Genomic DNA, 18,433 nt, shown 5'->3' on the forward strand with positions numbered 1-18,433 from the left:
GATGGCTCTGTAAATTAATAATGGCTATTGTATTCATACAGTTAGAAAAGTCGTATCTTTGCAAATTCACAGTCAATAATTAAGACCTTTGACATTCACCTGAAATTTGAATCAGTACTATGAGGCAACATCATATAACCAAAGAATAATATATAGTTATGGATTAACTTATGAGGCTCCAAAATTTATCAGCAGCAGTACTAACTACCCTCACCATGTCAGGGTGTGGTGGAGAAGGTTCATCGGCAGGGAATAATGAGAATTCTAGCCAGCAATCCAACCTGACTGCTATACAGCCTAAAACTAAGCAACTCACAGGCAACGTGCTCTTTGCCATAGAAGGGCTGATTGAAAAAGGAGGGGTAGTATCTAACTATTCATCAATCGCTGTTAAACCAATCCTTCCTGCATTCAAAGACGGAGATACCCAAAAGGTTGCTATAACTATCCCGGTTCCAACAATCATCATAGATAATGACAGTCGTTTCGTGAATGACTGGCACTGTTATCAAGCAGTTGGATTAAGCTCACAAAGAAAAAACCAACAACTACTTGTTGATGGTGTTTTTTCTGAATATAGATACGATATGGTAACTAACTCCTGCTCTAATGAACATTTAGCGACCTATGTATTTAACAATGCCGTGTTCGACAGCTCTTTAACGTTTGAAACCCTTGGAAGCGTTGTATCCAGAAATCAGCAGGGTTCTGAGCAAACGTTGCCCACCTATCAATTTATCTCATTGGCGCAAGCTGATCAGTCGCAAGCAAGTTTCGGTAACGCTTGGGAGCAGATGCAGAGACCCAAAATTGCCGCTGCTCTACAACAAGCTGGCGCTTCAATATTTCAGGTAGACGCCTCATCTGGAAAGGTTAAATTGGATTTAAGCCAGATAAATACGGACGTAATTGTAGACTTTGCATCATTGGATAAGAGCCAAATACTCAGTGGTTCAATTTGGGGAATGCCAGGTCAAGGCATCGCTGATGAGAGATGGTGTCGAATCGTCAACATCCCCGATGACTCAAGTCGTAATAGTATCAAGTATCAGTCAGTCATTGCGACTAATTGTGCAAGATCTACCCCGCGATATTGCGATATGTCTAAGTCATCTGCTGCTGGCATTTATCCGGCAGTCTCACCCATTGCTTGGGATGAAGCCACTGCCAATAATGCTCAATTAAACTCAAATGAACAACATCGAACAAACAAACAAGATCATTTTATTGCTAACAGTGCAGCTCAAAATTCATTTGTTCTTGCTTTTTACACAGCTGTTAGCCCTATCTTCGGTTATACCAATCCGAGAAGTGACGGCCAAGTTAATAACGCTGGTCTTAATAGTTGGGTAGGTCACGCAGGTCACTGTCAAAACGTGATGGGTCATCGCCGTACAAAAATGGGGATAGGATTCAGGGTAGACAGGTCAAAACCATCAAAGATGTCATATTGGACTCAAGATTTTAACTAAAAACGCTTGAAATCATTCTTGTTGTTTAGATGCATAAAGTATAAATTTTTGATTAATTTTCTATCCTCTGAACAGAGAAAAACAAAGCCCGCTTTTAAAAGCGGGCTTTGTTTATCGTATTACCTTACATTTATCAGGCTTGAGCTGATGAAGAGCACACTTTTTTGGTCGCTTTATCAAACTCTACGATTGAATAGTCTTCACTTTTTGTTGCTACGGAGTTTTGATACCCGTCATAAGAACACTCTCCAATATCATTTCTCGGGCATATAGAAACCTGATTTTTGTCAATCATTTCTATTCCGCAGTTCGGGCAATATTTATACATGGCGCTCTCCTGACGTTGTCTATCTTGTACATACAAGCAAAAATCCTGCTTTTAAAACTCTAACTGCTTTTGACTATCAAACCAGTCATAGCATACTCAGGTTTGCAATTTTTGACACCTGATTACACTATTCACTGTATTTTATAGTGGTTTTACAACACAAATATGACATTCAGCACAGATTAATTTTGTGCTGCAAAATTTGATTCGGGCTTACTATAAAGTGTACTGGCTATATACGCAATGATTCCAAGGTTAATTACAAGTAACGTAATACAAACTCCCCCTGGACGATGAATAACGGCATAAATCTCAAATGGCACATAAACTGCGCAACTAACCAGCGCTAGCCACTCAGTCCAACGAAGTCCATTCCACAAACCATAAGCCTCTATCCACCTAACGAAGGTGTATAAAGCAGCTACCGCCATAAGCAAGTTCATATTTAACTGGGGAATTCGCTTCGACAAATCAATAATCATCTCTGATATAGGATGAACAGGATTTAAATGAAAATGCTGAACCAACAGCTCAGCTAATTGCCGCAAATCATTACTCGGAAAAAAATATATTCCTAAGACAACAGCAAAAGAAAGAAAGCCTTTTAACGCTTCTAAAATAGCAATGACCTTCAAACCTGATTTTGTTCCAACCTGCATAACGCTCATACCTCATACATCTTTGAGCATAACGTCAATGACAGTATCATGACGATTTAATCTTAAGTGAAAACTGTGTCAAATCTTCGCAAGAATATAATTATTAATAATGCTTTTAATAAAATAATTACGATTTTATATATTTGGTTTTAAATCAGCCAGCCGAGAATGAATACTATCTCTTACTCCTTCTAGCCATGCATATCGCTTGGTATATAATCGACGCTTGTTTTTGTTCAGGCTGCTAGGATCTTTGCGAACTGGCTCTAATGGAATATCGTACAGGTATTTTGTTACCTGACTACCGCCATATTCGGCCCAAAGCTCGCCGTATTGATAGCTGATACTTGAACGCTTTGAACCAATATATCTCAAAGCTTGGTAAACATGTCCTCTATTGGTAATACCATAAATAGAACCAATCCCCCACTCCTTTGCCAACATAAGAAGAATTTCAAGCATTAATGCTTTGGGTCTCAAGCCATGCATTCCTTTTGTGAGAGACTTAATAATATCACCACGATCAGTAATACAATCACTAGGCCCCTGCAATGCTCCAATATGAATTTCATGCTTTGGCGTAGTAGAGATATTGAAAGCGAGAGTAAACAAATCACGCTGACTTTGGTCAACCAATTTTAAAGCTAAAGAACCTTCCCTCTCCGGTCCTGAACATAATATGATCGAACAGTCGAGTATACTAAGTAAACGCCAGCCATCATTGGTGTAAAAACGCGCCATATCAGCACCATACATCTGACATAGTGCATGGAAGTGCTCATGAATTTTTATGGCTCTCTGATGTGGACGCCAGTTTAAACAAACATAAGGTTTAAGAGGCTTCTCAAGAATTCTAGGGTTTTGTTCTCTTATCGGCTGAAACTCTGGTTGCTCAAACAATTTCTGTAGGCTCTGTAACACCGAGGGCTTAAACATAGACCACATACAAAAGCGTGCATTATAACGTAGCTTTTTTGCGCCCCGAATATCTGGGTATACGCTCTTAGCCACTTTAGGTAAAGACTGAATAAAATGAATGTAATTGATAAACATAGCGACACTTTGACTAAACGGGGCACAAGGCAAGAAGCCTGACCAAGTGGTCAGGCTAAAAACTAGGAGGTAAAAACATTAAAAGCTGTAAGAAACAGCCGCTCCAACCAACCACTGATTTGCACTATCTACGATAGGTGAGTCAGCAATTTCGTCACCAAGACGTGTGTAACTCGTCGTTTGAGTCAACTGCCAATTGTCACTGAGTGGCAAAATAACTTTGTAGCCGACGTCGTAAGATACATCGCTATTCCCTTTGTAAGCGTTGCGTTTTTGTGTCGCTTCTTTGTCTTGTACACCGAAGTAATAATCAACATAGTCTTTACTTTGGTATGAAATACCCACAAACGGAACAAAGTCTGCTTTGCCGATAGTCAAAGGTAAGAAGTACTTCACCCCAGTTAGGTAACCGCCATATGTATCTACTACATCATGTTGATAATAAGTTGAGATGGTGCCTTGAGTTAGGTGGAAATCAGCATTAATACCAACATCTAAGCTAAGGCGGCGTTTATCCATACCTTTTAGGAAATCTGAAGTATCTTTGTCGTACATAAGACCAGAGGTACCCAAGTAACCACTTAGATTGAACACATCGCTATTGTTACCAAGAAAACGGTAGTTAACACTTTGCAACGTAACATTAAGATCTTCTCCTTGATATCCAAAGTTAGCAAGTGGAGATACGTTATATTTTTGACCTTTGTATAAATCTGTCATACCCGCAGCGCCAAGCTCAGCAACCCAACTATTTTCTTTGGAATAAATATTACCATTACGAATATAGGCGTCATTGGCATACGCAGTGTTAGCTACTGTTAATGCTGCAATTATTAGAGTAAGCTTTTTCAATATTTTGTCCTCGTGTTACTTATTGTGAACACTGTACAAAACTATTAGATTTATAAATATGACGACTTTGTCGCACAAGTGTCACGAATTGTCCGGCAAAACTGACAAACAAGGGATCCGTAAAGTGAACTTAGCTCCTCCTAGAGAGCTCACGCCAACCTGAGAACTCCCTCCATGGCGATCAGTAATAAGCTTTACGATTGCCAGTCCAAGGCCAAATCCAGCATTTGATTTATTTCTGGAAGGGTCAACACTGTAAAATGGATCAAAAATAGCATTCCAATGTTCCACCGGAATACCAGGGCCATCATCTTCTACAACAATTAGAACATCACCCATATCCCGAAGGGCAGACACTCGAATTTTCCGATTCACATAACGCAAAGCATTAGAGATAAGGTTGCTAATAGCTCGTTTGATAAGTGCAGAATCTATTTCAGCCACTATAGAATCGGGGATATCAAGCTCAATAATATTGTAATGGTTACTCGGAAGTTTACTAACCAATCCTTTTACATACGTCAGCAATTCAATAGATTCAATATTTAAAACGGTTTCTGGTCTCTCAACTTTTGCAAAATAGAGCAATTCATCAGCCATTTGTTCCATTTCCTCCGTATCTTCTATGATACTGGCTATCTTGTCATGCTGTACCTGGGTTAGATTTTCATCCTGTAGTATCTCAGCTTGCCACTGAATCCGGAAAATAGGTGTTCTTAAATCATGAGCAATTGAGTTCGTTAAGGAACGGTTACTTGTAATAAGATCTGAAATCTTATCAGCCATGTAATTAAAGCTGTCATTTAAAGAGCCAACCCGATGACGGCTTCCTGTCGGAGCTCGTGAGTTAAAATCGCCTTGAGCAAATTTTACTGTAACTTCTTCAAGTACCCTAACTCGACGACTTAGAAACCAGATAAGCCCAGAGGTATAAATGAAAAAGCCGACGATAATAAACCCCCAAAGCAAGTCATCATCAAAAGCGATTGCTCGGCGCAAACTAGACTCAACATCCGGCTTTATTCTATATACGATATCTGGGGAAGAAAGCATAAACCAAAATTCACGCTCATCATCGTAAAAAGTAAACAGGTGGGTCCTTTCATGATTAAAGTACTCTTTTACAGCAGAGGGCACATTTGATAAGGGAAAGACTTTTAGCGTTTTTGCCGTCTGATTAGTGAAGTCTCGCAGAATTCCTAATGCTTCCTTTTCTCCTTGAGTCTCAGAAATAGACATTAGAATTTCTCTGAATGCCGCTCCTTCAAGATCCTCAAGAACATAGTCGTAATCGGTATTAATCTGATAAACGAGAACTTCATACGCCATGAGACTGAGCGTAAATAGTAACAGTAGCCCAGCAAAAGCTTCTATGTAGAACCGGCGCATAACACTCTATCCTCAAGTTTACCAACTGTCAGGTACAAACAAATACCCTTTGCCTCTTACAGTTATAATGCGTTTAGGTGTCGCTGAACTATCGCCCAGTTTCTTGCGCAAACTAACCACTTTATTATCAATGGTACGATCTAAACCATCGTACTCAATACCTCTTAAGTTCTTGGTTAAGACATCACGAGATAACACTTGATCTGGAAAACTTGCCAATAACCAAAGCAAATCAAAATCACTATCTGGCATGTTGACTTGTTCACCATTCAGTAAGCACACTTTACGGGCTCGATTCAGGCTTAGTTCACCATAGCTTAAAGTGTTTACTGTGGTTGATTCACCTTCATAAGAAAGCTCATTATTTATCGCTCGCCTCATGAGCATTCTTATCCTAGCAAGTAATACTCGTGGCTTAATGGGTTTGCTGACAAAGTCATCGGCCCCAATTTCTAGTGCCGCGACATGATCAAAATCATCATCGCTGGCGGTTAATATTAGCACCTGACCAAAGTACTTAGATCTTATTTGCCGACAAATCGTCAAGCCATCAGTTCCGGGCAACATAAGGTCAAGTAATAAGATTTTAGGCTGTTGCTCGACAATAGCATCAACGGCACTATTTCCATCTTCGAATGTCGTGACATCAAAATCATGCTTTACGAAATATTCAGCAAGCATTGAACGTAGTTTTGCGTCATCTTCAACGATAAATAAGGATTGTAAAGGGCTCATCTACCATTCAGCCAAAGTTCTTAGTTTGAAGTGACCTAATAGTAGCGTAAACACTGACAAAATACTGTATAAATAATGCGCACGCCCTTTATATTTTGAACACTATACAATTGAAACAATATTTATCATTGGCATAATTATCAACTATGCTTGTGGTTCACAAAATCATGGCAGCTGTATCGCCAATTGAATGTCTAAAATCACTTTATTTTAGATGAACAGTAATGCGAGATTTGTTATTATCCGTTCGACTAGTTAAAGGGGTTAGAAATGAACCGTAAGAAAAAAATCAACCAAATCTTAAAAGCGAAGCAAAAGAAGAGGAATTCTAAGTTACACAAAAGTAACCAGCCTCGCTATATATCAAAAGCAGAGCGTGCTGAGGCTGAAACTCAAGCTTCAGATACTTGCGAAAGTACTACCATCACCCCTAATCTAGACTGCTCTGAGTAACAGATCTCTTTCTATAGGGATATAGTTGTCACATGCGTCAATTAGTGATTGTGCACTAAGCCCAGGGACTGCAAACACATCTACTTTAGTAGCAAATCTTTGTTGTACCCTTTGCACTAAGACTTCAAAGTCACCATCCCCAGACAAAAGTATCACTCGATCAACTTGACTTGCTACTTCATAAATATCTAGTGCAATACCGACATCCCAATCACCTTTAGAACTACCATCCCGCCTTTGGATGAACGGTTTCAGTTTAACGTTGAAGCCAATACCACGGAGAATATGGTGAAATTGCCTTTGCTTGGGATCCTGAGAAGAAATAGCATAAGCATTGGCCTCTACTACATTTCGCCCTTGAGTTGCAATGTACCAGAACTGGTTATAATCAAAGTTCGCTTGGTATTTATCTCTCGTCGTATAGTAAATATTCTGAACATCAACAAAAATTGCCACTTTCTCCACTAGATCCTCCGTAAACCTACTTCGTGAAATTTTTCCAAAGCTTACCATTGCTTCAAAGCTAAAGGCGAGCATAAAAGAGAAACATATCAAGATTATTATTAACGTGAAGCAAATTCCAATACAGAACAAATCCATTATCGAATTGAGTTAGATCTATGACTGTGATAAATCAAGAAACTTCTGTGAATAAAATAACTTATATTCATAAAATCGTAAAAAACACTGTTATAAAGTCATACAGAGTTAGAAATGTGTGATACTGGTTCAACATCAAGCTTGATTCCCCATACGAAAAGCATACTATTATTCGATATTCATATAAATGCACATTATTACAAGGCTAATTTAATGGAGCTTGATATATTTAACCCTTCTAGGCACGTACGCCGTGCAGTCTTGTTTTGGCTGAGTACTTTACTAGGCTCTCTTTCCCTTACAGGTATTACAATCAATGGATTTTTAGATGGTTACCCTCAGGTGGCAATAGCACAGTCCTTTTTTTGCTGCTTCTCTTGCTATGTAGCATTTAGGAGCTATAACAGTAATACTTCACTACTATTATCAAACTGTTATATTTATTCTTTTATAACTTTAATTTCTTTTAATACTTTTGTTTATACCATTGATAATGGAGTATTAGTCTGGAGTTTTCTCTACCCCGTTTTGTCTTACCTTATTTTAGGTAAAAGGTATGGTGTGATCGCTACTATGGTCGGTTATATCATACAATTGAGTTTGATTATCGATAAGTGCATAGTGGAGAGTGATGAAATAAGATGGGAATTGCCACTCAACTTTGCTACCGCCTACCTAAGTGTTTGGTTAGCCAGCCACGTACTAGAAGTGAAAAGAAAAACCTCAGAGGCTTCACTGGGTCAGCTTGCTTCTCGTGATGCTTTAACTAGCGTATATAACAGGCATGCATTAGTTCATAATTTTGAACGTTATCGGCAAGAAAGTAAGCAACTACCTCTATCACTCTTAGTATTAGATCTTGATTACTTTAAGCAAGTCAATGATATGTATGGCCATGATGTAGGAGATAAAGTGCTCATACAAACCGCAGCTTTAGTCGACCGATTATGTGACGAGCACCTAGTATACAGAATTGGCGGTGAAGAATTTTGCATTGCATTGCACAACACCGACATTCATGATGCTCTCATCAAAGCTGAGGAAATTAGGGCCGCTATCGAAAGCTATAAATTTAATACAAGTGAGCAGCCAATTTCTTTAACAGCAAGTATTGGTATTTATCAGTGTGATTTATTTAATGGCCTAGATAGTGTGCTTAGAAATGCTGACAAAGAACTCTACAAAGCGAAAAAGAATGGTCGAAATCAAGTTATGGTGTGTTATCAACAAGAACAAGCCTTAGCCAATAGTTCTTAAACAAAATCTTCTTCATCAAATATAACATTGTAGTTTTCCGTATAAGTACATTGAGGCTGCCGACTGCAGGTAAAAAAGCGCCGCCCCTTAAACTCCCCTTGAGAGGCAGTTTTTATCACCATAGGGCTTCCGCAACGCTTACAAAATCGAACCTCCTTATCTGGCTCAATCAAATCAATATGTGTGGCGAGTAGACGCCTCAGGCGACTAACTTGATAACTATGCTTGACTGAAGTACCAATAAGTGGAATACCAGAAGATTTACAAACATGCATAAGCAGTTTTTGCCGCTCAGTCTTACCTTTATCAAGCTCTCTTCCATCATCTAACTCTATGGCAACACGAACTTGTAAAGTTCTAGGATCACACACAACATAATCGAAATAGCTCTTAGAGATCCGGTTATTGGCTATGAACCACTGCTTCTTATTGGTTTCCATAGGCGCCAACACGCTCGTCATATTAACCTTAGACATCACAACACCATGCTGCCCTACGGCACTTAACAAAGCATTATAAAACGCAGTCTCTTGCATATTGAGTAAAGCGCCTTTCTTCTTAAAATGACTGTCTTTTAACTCATCTTGTTTTGCATAACGTTTTTGAACGAAGAAAAAGAACAGAACAAGTAAAGCAACAATAATAAAAACACTTTCCATAATCCGTTATAATCACTCTAGCTAGTCGGAGAAATATATTGTACCTTCTTGAATTTATACGCTAACTTAGTGGATAAGTCAGGTTTTTATAAGAATTCAACATTATTTGTGGGAGCTAGCTTGAGGTAAGCTAAGTTTTATGGTCACTCTTTGCTCTGGCTTGATTTGTTCAAAAGTATGCTGCCAATGCTTTTTGATAAGTTCAGCCATTAACCCCGTTTTTCGGGCCTCTTTTAGAGCTTTTTCTATAGCAGGATGATAGCTCGCTGCTGATTTAGAAAGATAAAAATAAAAGTCTTTTTCGTAGACGAGCATTAAATGCTGCTCGATTGAGAGATGAGGATTTTGCTTTGCTTCTCCAAGTATCTCCGTCATTCCCCTTGGAAAATAATTAACCGCACCATTTGCAGTTAACTTAGAATACAAAGATCTCCACTCTCCATCTTCCAAATAAACCGGCAATTGATTGGTTTTCCACACATCTACGTCATACCAATTCACACCAAGCCCTGCCACCAACCCTGATTTCTGAAAATCCTCTAGGCTGTTTATTTCACTAAACTTATGTTTAAGGCTGCTAGGGATAAGTAGAATTCGTTTACCTATCATTCCATCGGTAAGTGGCACTTTTACTGGGATGTATTTTTGATTTCTTTCTTCTGTACCAATCAACCAAATCAACGAAAGCTGACCACTTTCAACCATTTTTATTGCACGCTTTTGTGGTATATGCTCTTTAGGAATATCAATTGTGACAGCGTAACCAGAATTCACCAAGGCAGTATATAATAGCTCGTGATAAAATCGGTGTCCCCCATCTTGTTATGAAGGTAATATGAGAGTCATATTATCTTGTGCATACAACGGCAAACACATTATGCAAAGCAGGATTGCTAGCAAACGCATATTTCAATTCCTTAAAGAAAAAAAATTCTATCAACGATATTTATCAATAATTTCTTGGTACTTAGACACCCCCGCCTCACCATTAGTACTCTTCATTTGATCAATACCAAGCTGTAACTGCTCTATCAACTTATCATCTACTTTCTTGTTAAAAGCATAATAGAGTTCCCCATCGCTAAGGACGAATACCGGCTCATAGTCATCCGTTTTATAGCCTTTTTTCTTTAACCACCATTTAGATACGTTTTCTTCATAAGCCCATATATCGATACGCTCTTTCGCAAGTTGGTCAGCCAAATCCTCAGGTAATGTAGCTTCATGCATACCGTCTCTGGGAACACCAAGTTCAAGCATCAGTTGCTCACCAACGTCATCTCGTATCACCCCAATTCGGTATTTAACAAAATCAAGTGCCGCTTGGATTTTAATACCACGTGATTTTTTCGCCATCGCAACAATGCGTGTATTACTAAGCGGGCCCACCCACTTAAATAAATGTTCACGTAACCTTGTCCGTGTGGTGGAGAACAGGACTGCATCAGATTTAATCAATGTAGTACGATAAGCCCTTGCCCATGGCTGGACCTCAATATCTTCCAACTTAATATCGATTTCCTGAGACTTTGCAGCCGCAATAAGCAAATCAATGGAGATACCCTTTTTTTTTCCATCTTGGGTATAATTGTATGGCGGGTATTCTTCGGTAAGAAAACGCAGCTCATTCAGCTCCGCCGCAACCGTTGAAAAAGGGAATAGCATGGTTATTAAGAATCTAAACAATTTCATATCGACCATCATTCATTAATGATTATGTATATCAATAAACTGTAGAGTCGTATGTATCATTCGTCTAGGTTGGAAACACTCGTAAAGTATTAATTTTGTAAAATTATCAACTAAGGTGTAAGCATGTTAACAGCTCTTGAAAATAACAGAAAACGTTAAAAATGATAGGTAGTAAAGGGCCTTACAGCCCTTATTAAGCTTACATAACAATTATTTCATTAAGGAGATCCGTAAGATCATTACCGACTATATTACCATGATTAATATTAAGACCACTGAGTTGATCTGCAACATTCTCCAGCTTAATGGACTGATACTGGCCACTATCTCTATGAATAGTCAACTCAATATTATTATCTATAGCATTGGCTGATATATCAGGAAGAAGGTCATCCATCGTTTCCCCTGCGGTAAGCAGATCAGAGATATCGATTTTATCTTCAGAAACATGGAAGTCTGTAATAACATCCGTGCCCCCATCAAGTTCATTATCTCGCCAAACAAATTGGTCATGACCTGCACCGCCAGACAATATGTCACTGCCTAGACCACCGATCAAAATATCATCGCCTTCTCCTCCGAGAAGAATATCATTTCCAGAACCACCGTCTAGTATATCATTTCCACCTTGACCATAGAGAACATCATTACCACTTCCTCCTGAAAGAATATCGTTCTGGTCTCCATCACGTGAAACATCAAATTCGGTATAATGTTGTCGAACAAAATTACTTACTTCTTCAGCAGATACATCTACTAATGGGCTTCTAGTCTCAGCAGCAACGTATTTCTGAAGTGCAGAAACGCCTTGTCCATCTATGTTATCAAAATTGATAAGATCTCCGAATAATATATCGTCACCATGTCCTCCAAGAATCTGATCTTCACCTTGCTCTAAAGCGATCTCCTGACCAAGAACTGTCTCCGCTAATTGATCAACGTTTATATTTGATACTACTGCACCATCCGTATCGTACTGCGATAGAGTCGCAGCATTTATTCCATTACCGATACCGATTGCTTCAATCGAAGAAACCAGTGCCAATAATTGGTACATATGGCGGGTCTGAATAGTTATTGAATTACTATCACTGTATCTAAGGCCGTTTGAATTGGTAATATTACCTAAACCAGCACCTGTCAAAGGAGACTTAACCATTCCTGTATCAGAAATGATTTCTTGCCCTTTGTAAGTTACAGATGATCCAAGAATATAATCAGGAGGTAATATATCTTCTAGTGTTACTAAATTTTTAGTTGACGTATCAAAGTCTAAAACAAGCTCATCAAATTGACTTTCACCAATTTTACTCCTTTGAATATAGTTAGGGTTTCCATCGGTGATAAAATAGGTGATGTTCTCAGCCTGACTATTGGTGCTTGCATCGAACCACTCAATAGTCGCATCAAAGCTCGCTTCATAGTTTGTGAAACCGCTACCTGAATCTTCAATATCACTTAGTTGAGCAACGAAGTCTTCACGTGCAGTTGGCGAATTCAAATCAACCGATATAATTACACCTGTGCTTGTTGAAAACTCAGTTAGGAGTATATTTACCTTGCCTGCGTTAGGGCCAGAATTGACTGTACTGTGTAATTGATCGAATACCTCTAGTATTTCAGATTTTGCTTGACCAACTGTATTTCGCATACTGCCAGAGGTATCGAGCACAAACGCAATATTATAGTCTTGGCCTGCGATAATCTGAATACCCTGAACATCACCAACAATGACTTCATGATCATCATTACCGGTAATAACATCATTACCATGAGATCCTGACTCAAACTCATAAGTTATAAATGAAGGTAATACCGTAAGATTAACTACTTTACTTACCGACTCTGTATTTGCGGGTACATTATCCTGAGCCGAGACAATAAATTCGAGCGGGTAAACTCCATCATTAGATACATACACTTCTAGCTCAGTTAGATCATCACTCCATGCTGAAAGGTCAGTACTGTTTTTCCCATCAACTGTGGCTACAACAGTCATAGAGTTGCCATTGCCATCACGAATTATCGTATCTTCAGGCAGCCCGTTTAAAATAAGAGAAAGCGTTTCTGAACCATCACTATCACTTAAACTGACTAAAATATCGCTCAGAGGTATATAGCTATTTTCAAATCCAATGTTATCTGCTTTTTCTAGCCTAATATCATCTAGTAATGCACCATAACTATTTGAAGAGGTCTCTGACTCAAAAACAACTTTATAGTCGCCGTCAGACGATGTTTGGAAATTTATGTTCTCGGTTTGCCAATTAATACTTTGTTGGTCGGTGTATTCAAACAGTACTTCACGATGACCACTCTCATCTTCAAGGAAAACTGTCATTGGTGAGTCATTGACCCTACGAGCAACAACATCAAATGAGAGCGTATAAAATTGCCCAGCCTCAGCGTTAAACTGAGTAAACACTTGGTCATCGCCATTACGCCCTTCTAGCTCGTATATATGATTAGTCTTATCTAAAACACCACCGCGGTAAACCGTTTCTTTACCAACTTCATTGTAATTATTGCTATTATCAGTACCCCATGTACCTTCAACACCATCAGCTTGGGTCAACTCGCTAGACGTAACATTCCCACGCCATGAACTATTACCCAATTCGATAGAATCAAAATCTTGCTGTGAGATGACTTCCGCGTCGGATACAGTAATAGTTGGTATGTCTGTAACCGCATCAACTTGAACATTTATTGTATGTTCTTCTATAAGTTCATTGGAAGAAGTGTATCCATTCACATTAACTATGAAGTTATCATCACTGTCATTGGGTGGTGTTATAGTGAGTTGTGACAACTGCTGCGAAGTTAATCTTGCCTCTCCATTGTTAATAGGGACAAGATCATTACCTGACTTTAAAACTACACCCTGTGGTAAGTTATTGAGTACAACGCCAGTTACCGAGCTACCCTGCGGAACCGTAACATTTAGTGTAATATCGCCATCTTCTATACCAACAGAATTCTGCTCTACTATTAAATCAGCGACTTTACTAACAGTAATAGTCGTTGTTGCAGTCTCTGAACTTTGACCATATGAGTCTGTCACATAAACATCTATTTCTCGCACTGTTTCATCAGGGTTTTCGCTAATATTTTCATATTTAATCCCTTCAAGGAAAGCCTCAAACTCTGCGGCAGAAACGCCACCGGAAACATTACTAGTAATGAGTAAACTCAACCCTGTTGCAGTATTAGTTTGATTTACACTGAAACCAGACATAGCTGACCACGTAAGTTGGTCACCCTCATAAACTTTATTTAATAAAACGTGCATAGACTGAATCGAGTCTTTATCATCGAAGATATCAGCATCAGTATCCACAATAGAAACTGCTCCATCCCCCTCAACAAAATCAGTACTATAGTCAATGTTGGTATCTTGCTTGGCAATTTTGATAACAAGATCGTCATAATCATTGTCATCATGTGCGTGATCGACTTGGTCATCAAAATTGATGATGGTATCGCCATTATCGTTCACAGACGTTCTCATTAGTGACGCTTCATCATGGCTTAGCAATACCTTGGTATTAGGTTGAATATTGCCGTTGATAATCAACCTGCCATCAGTATCAACCTCAAAACTTGCCCCTAGCGTTACGCTATCAACCAAGCCCGCTCCATCGGCAATGAGGAAATATTCAACGTTATCTAAGCTACCTAGGGTAACAAGGACTGGTTCAAAACTACTTTGGCGAGAGTCATGAGAATCTGACATTAAAATTTGGAGTTGTTGTGTCTCTGAGTCAGGATCGTAAACGTAATAGCCAAATACATTTCGATAGCCAGCATCTTCACTGACAAATTCAATTTGATATTGGCTACCATCTAAATCAATTACTGGTTTTTCGTTGTCCTCAATTGTTGCTTTGGCACTTACTTGATTTGATTGATAATCCGTTTTCGCAACAAGTAAAAACGTCTCGTTATTCTCTGAAACTTCATCATCGACAGTTTTAACAGCCACTGAGAAATCCGTTTCACCCGCAGGTAAATCAAACTCAAACAATCCGTTGAGAATAGGGAGTGTTTGGGCTTGCTGTGGATCACCGTAGGTTACAGTAACGAGACGACCATCATAATCCTCAGGTGATGAGGCCTTTCTTTCTTTTAGCTCTAATATAACATGTGTATCTGTGTTACTTTCACTAGACAAAGTGACATTAAAGATAGCATCATTACCTTCAGCGACAGTTACATCACTGACACTTTCAATAATTGGGCGATCATCATCTGAGCCAACACTGCCATCATCAACTATCGTCGAAATACTTGAGGCTGAGCCTTCGGCGCCATCCACACCCGTCACAGTAAGTTCGAATCGCTCTGGCCCTTCATATACCGGCTGTGCGTTATCATCCATTGTTTGGACGGTTACGCGAACCTGAGTCACTCCTGCGGGCAGAATAACATCGCCATTGGGGGCAATCGATATGGCTTGCCAACTTTCACCATTTTGATAAGCCGCTTCCATCACACTGATATCCGCGCTATCGGTATCCAAATGAGCCAAGGACACATTCACTGTGACCGCTTCCGCTGTATTTTTACTTAATGAAACCGTAAACTCTGCCGCAGAGCCTTCACTAATACTGCCTCCTTCTGAGACAGATACCTGTGGGATATCCGCATTTTCAATCGTACCGGTCGCTTGCTGCCCACCAAGTGTCAATGTGTACGCTTCGGTGTGTTCATACGTACCATCAAGTACCGTAGGGATCACTACAGAGAAAGCATTAACACCAACCGGAACCACCACCTGTTGAGCCGCCGCATCATAGGTGACACCATGAGTGAACATCACGTTGCTCAAATCAACATCCGTATTATCTGCACTGTCAGATCCAGGTTGACCAAACGTCACACTGTATCGCGTTTCTTGCAGCACACCCTCGTCTAAGCTCACCTGATAAACAAGATCTTCCCCTTCAATGACCGAGTCTTCAAACATCGAGATGGAATTGACCGCCACATCTTGGGGCAATGGATTGACCACCATCGAAACCGTCGCCTCGGCGTACCCGCCTTTATCATCAGTAATCACATAATCAAAGCTTGTATCGCCAACAAAGTCATCGTCTAAATCTATATACACAATGCCGTTTTCAATCCGTGCATCCGCATGGTTGACTTCTGACAAATGGGTAATACGAATATTATCACCATTAGGGTCGACATCATTACCCAATAGCGCTGTCAACGGTATCTCAACAACATCGCCTTGATTAGCAGCATAAGCCCCCTCACCTGACGCTTTAAAACCCGTTAAGAAATAATCTGAAGCATCACTGCCGCGAGCGGGAATATGAGTAAAATCTATCGCCTCAAAGACAACACTATCAAAAGCAACCCCGCCTAAGTCCTGCTCATCGAAATGGTAAGAGCCTCGATTATTGCTTTCATTCGCCACAAAGGTTCCGCTGGCCACTGGGTTATCGCCTAAATAAGCGACCCATTTACCCTGCTCATGGTTACCACTACCACCTTCATCTTTATACAAGTTCGAGATCGCAAAACTGAATTCTGTGGCGGGTTTATCGAGCGAGACTTTTAACTGCTCTGACTCACCCTCCTCTCGATTGTATTGGATTTGAGCACCTGGACCACCATTTTCATCGCCTGACACACCGCGTTTTACACCACTTTGCGTAATCGACTTATCTTGACCTTGGTAACTGGCACTGACGCTAACCCCGTCATGAGACCATGAGTCCAAATTGAATGTCCCTAATGCCACATCAAACGCCACAGGATCATCCGTTGCGACAGGGGCATCGTTACTCTCAACCAAGGTGACGCTGTTCTCATCGCTGTAATTATTGTCACTATCAACGGCACGATACTCGAACGTATCGTTAGACGACGCCTCCAAATAGCGCAGCTCCCAATTTCCAGGTCCATCGGTTGTCACTATCAGTGCATCGATTTGCCGTCCTTCCGGAGCATCAATTGTCGCAATATGGAATAAGTTTGAATTACCCGACGTCTCTTTAGTCACAGGGACTTCAATAAGAGAGCCATCGTCAAGTCTCGCCTGTATGACTGCTGCCGTTTCTTTATTATGTCCTTCTTCAAACCAGCCTCCCAACCCATCCAAGCCCACTTCAACCGAAGTGGATGGTCGGTCACTGAAATCGAGGGTGATGGTCTCACCTTGCTGTATACCACCATCATTACCCACACCCAGTCCATAACCTATGTGGTTAGCGTCACCAAAGTATTGAGTAAACGACTGACCCGATGAGGTGATGGTGATCGTATCACCATTTTCAAATTGCATAACACGCTGGGCACTATTGCCTTGAACGGGCTCACCCCAATTGAGGAAGTCGCTCTGGCTGGTTGCCCCATCCATACCTTCAGGCGCTTGCTTAACGCCGAGTACAAATCCTGTAGACTCAGTGTCATTAGCGTATCGAATGAGATTAGGATCAGCGAAGACCGTCCCTTGATGAATCACTTCGCCATTGGCCGAAAATGTGGTGAGATCGCCCGTATTTATAAGCTGATTATCATAATAAAGCTGTCCTGACTGAGGCAGCTCAGTGATCACCACACCCAATGGGGTATGAGTTGAGTCGTCTTCACTATCAGAGATATGATCTTGAGCAGCATCATTGCTGTTAAAGAAGATGCCTGCATTGCCGCTTGGATCCAATGTGACAGTAAAGTCTTCCGCTTGAGGTGGATTATCAGCAAAATCTAAAATCGTTGCACTAGCACTGGTCGAGGTTGGCGCTAATACCGTCCCGTTACCAGCGCTGACCGACAGGCTGAAGCTTTCATCACCTTCATAGACACTGTCTTGCTCGGTAACCACTTTTACATTCACAGAATCAGAGCCCGCCGGAACAACAATCTCGCCAGAGTCAGGGACATCCTGCCAAGTCCCATCCGTGGTTTGATATTGATAAGCAGACAAATCTTGCGATGAGGTATCACCAGCATTCAACGCTAAGACGAAAGACACCGCGGAAGTGGCCGTATTGGAGAGCTGGACAGTAAAATTCGCGGTATCACCTTCGGCCACATCACCACCACCAACAATGGATACCTGAGGGCGATCCGAATCGTCGGTAATAGTACCGGTACCTGAATCAGTTAGATTAAAACTGTCACCGCCCACCGTTGCGCTGGCATTGGCGCTTAATGTGAAGGTTTCTGACCCTTCAAAAATACTGTCGTCTTGAGTTTGAACCGACACCTGAATATCGGTCGCATTACCAGCAATGGTATAACTGCCATCATTGTTGGCCGCCGCCGAAT

Annotated in this window: 14 protein-coding genes; 3 read left to right on the forward strand and 11 right to left on the reverse strand. The window is 40.4% G+C overall.

Annotated elements, in window-relative coordinates; genetic code table 11:
- Nucleotides 1-170: 170 nt before the first annotated feature.
- Nucleotides 171-1,472 carry a CAP domain-containing protein gene (locus KO511_RS00075; RefSeq protein WP_215985491.1) on the forward strand — a complete coding sequence of 434 codons (1,302 nt, stop codon included), beginning with the start codon at nucleotides 171-173 and terminating at the stop codon, nucleotides 1,470-1,472.
- Between the two features lie 133 nt (nucleotides 1,473-1,605).
- Here the strand turns inward: KO511_RS00075 and KO511_RS00080 are convergent, their stop codons facing one another.
- The 6 genes from KO511_RS00080 to KO511_RS00105 form a co-directional block, all read right to left on the reverse strand.
- Nucleotides 1,606-1,767, reverse strand: a complete 162-nt coding sequence (locus tag KO511_RS00080) for a hypothetical protein (RefSeq protein WP_252724187.1) — start codon at nucleotides 1,765-1,767, stop codon at nucleotides 1,606-1,608.
- Nucleotides 1,768-1,982: 215 nt separating this feature from the next.
- Nucleotides 1,983-2,459, reverse strand: a complete 477-nt coding sequence (locus tag KO511_RS00085) for a DUF2127 domain-containing protein (protein ID WP_215985492.1) — start codon at nucleotides 2,457-2,459, stop codon at nucleotides 1,983-1,985.
- A gap of 135 nt (nucleotides 2,460-2,594) precedes the next feature.
- The gene (locus KO511_RS00090) at nucleotides 2,595-3,512 is read right to left on the reverse strand and encodes a VirK/YbjX family protein (RefSeq protein WP_215985493.1); all 918 of its coding nucleotides are present in this window, start codon (nucleotides 3,510-3,512) and stop codon (nucleotides 2,595-2,597) included.
- 78 nt (nucleotides 3,513-3,590) lie between these two features.
- The gene (ompV, locus tag KO511_RS00095) at nucleotides 3,591-4,364 is read right to left on the reverse strand and encodes an outer membrane protein OmpV (protein WP_215985494.1); all 774 of its coding nucleotides are present in this window, start codon (nucleotides 4,362-4,364) and stop codon (nucleotides 3,591-3,593) included.
- A gap of 81 nt (nucleotides 4,365-4,445) precedes the next feature.
- A complete protein-coding gene (locus KO511_RS00100) occupies nucleotides 4,446-5,753 on the reverse strand; it encodes an ATP-binding protein (protein ID WP_215985495.1) in 1,308 nt (435 codons plus the stop codon).
- An 18-nt stretch (nucleotides 5,754-5,771) separates the two neighbouring features.
- Nucleotides 5,772-6,488: a response regulator gene (locus KO511_RS00105; RefSeq protein WP_215985496.1), complete on the reverse strand. Its 717-nt coding sequence runs from the start codon at nucleotides 6,486-6,488 to the stop codon at nucleotides 5,772-5,774.
- A gap of 270 nt (nucleotides 6,489-6,758) precedes the next feature.
- Here KO511_RS00105 and KO511_RS00110 point away from each other — a divergent pair, with 270 nt between their 5' ends.
- Nucleotides 6,759-6,941 carry a DUF2986 domain-containing protein gene (locus KO511_RS00110; protein ID WP_215985497.1) on the forward strand — a complete coding sequence of 61 codons (183 nt, stop codon included), beginning with the start codon at nucleotides 6,759-6,761 and terminating at the stop codon, nucleotides 6,939-6,941.
- Here KO511_RS00110 and KO511_RS00115 read toward each other — a convergent pair.
- Nucleotides 6,924-7,406, reverse strand: a complete 483-nt coding sequence (locus KO511_RS00115) for a LabA-like NYN domain-containing protein (protein ID WP_215985498.1) — start codon at nucleotides 7,404-7,406, stop codon at nucleotides 6,924-6,926. The genes KO511_RS00110 and KO511_RS00115 overlap by 18 nt on opposite strands.
- A 348-nt stretch (nucleotides 7,407-7,754) precedes the next feature.
- Between KO511_RS00115 and KO511_RS00120 the strand changes: the two genes are divergently transcribed.
- Nucleotides 7,755-8,798 (forward strand): GGDEF domain-containing protein, encoded by a 1,044-nt coding sequence (locus KO511_RS00120; protein ID WP_215985499.1) that lies wholly within the window; start codon nucleotides 7,755-7,757, stop codon nucleotides 8,796-8,798.
- On the opposite strand, the gene KO511_RS00125 is transcribed toward KO511_RS00120, so the two are convergent.
- The 4 genes from KO511_RS00125 to KO511_RS00140 form a co-directional block, all read right to left on the reverse strand.
- Complete coding sequence (locus KO511_RS00125) at nucleotides 8,795-9,457, reverse strand: DUF2726 domain-containing protein (protein WP_215985500.1); 663 nt, start codon at nucleotides 9,455-9,457, stop codon at nucleotides 8,795-8,797. The genes KO511_RS00120 and KO511_RS00125 overlap by 4 nt on opposite strands.
- 102 nt (nucleotides 9,458-9,559) lie before the next feature.
- A complete protein-coding gene (locus tag KO511_RS00130) occupies nucleotides 9,560-10,231 on the reverse strand; it encodes a hypothetical protein (protein WP_354668140.1) in 672 nt (223 codons plus the stop codon).
- A gap of 162 nt (nucleotides 10,232-10,393) precedes the next feature.
- Nucleotides 10,394-11,149 (reverse strand): substrate-binding periplasmic protein, encoded by a 756-nt coding sequence (locus KO511_RS00135; RefSeq protein WP_215985501.1) that lies wholly within the window; start codon nucleotides 11,147-11,149, stop codon nucleotides 10,394-10,396.
- Between the two features lie 199 nt (nucleotides 11,150-11,348).
- The gene (locus tag KO511_RS00140; RefSeq protein ID WP_215985502.1) at nucleotides 11,349-18,371 is read right to left on the reverse strand and encodes a Calx-beta domain-containing protein; all 7,023 of its coding nucleotides are present in this window, start codon (nucleotides 18,369-18,371) and stop codon (nucleotides 11,349-11,351) included.
- Nucleotides 18,372-18,433: the final 62 nt, after the last annotated feature.

This window comes from Vibrio hepatarius (assembly GCF_018860525.1).
Classification (GTDB): domain Bacteria; phylum Pseudomonadota; class Gammaproteobacteria; order Enterobacterales; family Vibrionaceae; genus Vibrio; species Vibrio hepatarius_B.